The organism is Bartonella sp. MR90HLJMH (assembly GCF_042194115.1).
In the GTDB taxonomy this organism is placed as follows: domain Bacteria; phylum Pseudomonadota; class Alphaproteobacteria; order Rhizobiales; family Rhizobiaceae; genus Bartonella; species Bartonella grahamii.
Map to the genome: position 1 here is coordinate 1 of NZ_JBHIMM010000043.1, position 678 is coordinate 678.

A 678-nucleotide genomic window follows, 5' to 3' on the forward strand; every position below is an offset into this window, starting at 1 on the left:
CCAATAATGTCTTGTGTAGGGTCTGGGGGTGCATTTTCACCTTCAACCATTGGCGTCTGGGATTGGGGTTCATAAAGCTTGACAAGCGCTTCACGAGCTTGTTTGGCTTGTTGCTCCATACGCTGCTGTTCTATACTAGGAACAATCTCTGAAGGCTTTTCAACGGTCTCTAAAACCGGCTCTGGAGACGTAATGTCATCATTATCAATCGTTTCACCATCATAAGTGCCAGCATCAAAAGAGCTCTCATCATCAAAGACCGGTGCTCCAACTCTGTAATCTTCATTCATAGCTTCATTCATTTCTGCATTCATTCTTTCACCTTTCTCAACTATGCATACCTCTGTGTAATGCTATTCGCTCTCGCATGATCTGATTGTGTGCCTGAGTATTGAGAAGCTTCTGCCGTTCAATGTCATGGCGCTGTTGCATCATTTCTGCTTCTAATTCCGCTTTCTTTTGACGCATAAACAGATCAATCTGCTTTTGTTGCAAATCCATCTGATGCATCTGTGCTTTCGTCTCTAAGTCTTGTTGCTTTTCCTGCAACTTCATTTCCTGCTCGGGGTCCATCTGCTGTTGTTGTGCCATTTGTTGCTGTTGGAACTTCTCACTGACACGATTAAGCAATGACGCCGGCAATGGAGAATAACGAAGTAGATCAAGCATAATATCCGG

Annotated in this window: 2 pseudogenes; both read right to left on the reverse strand. The window is 44.0% G+C overall.

From position 1 onward, the window contains the following. Nucleotides 1-314: pseudogene (locus ACFIJ9_RS08665) on the reverse strand (hypothetical protein); the annotation flags it as partial. 13 nt (nt 315-327) lie between these two features. Next, nucleotides 328-678, reverse strand: a pseudogene (locus ACFIJ9_RS08670) (phage portal protein); the annotation flags it as partial.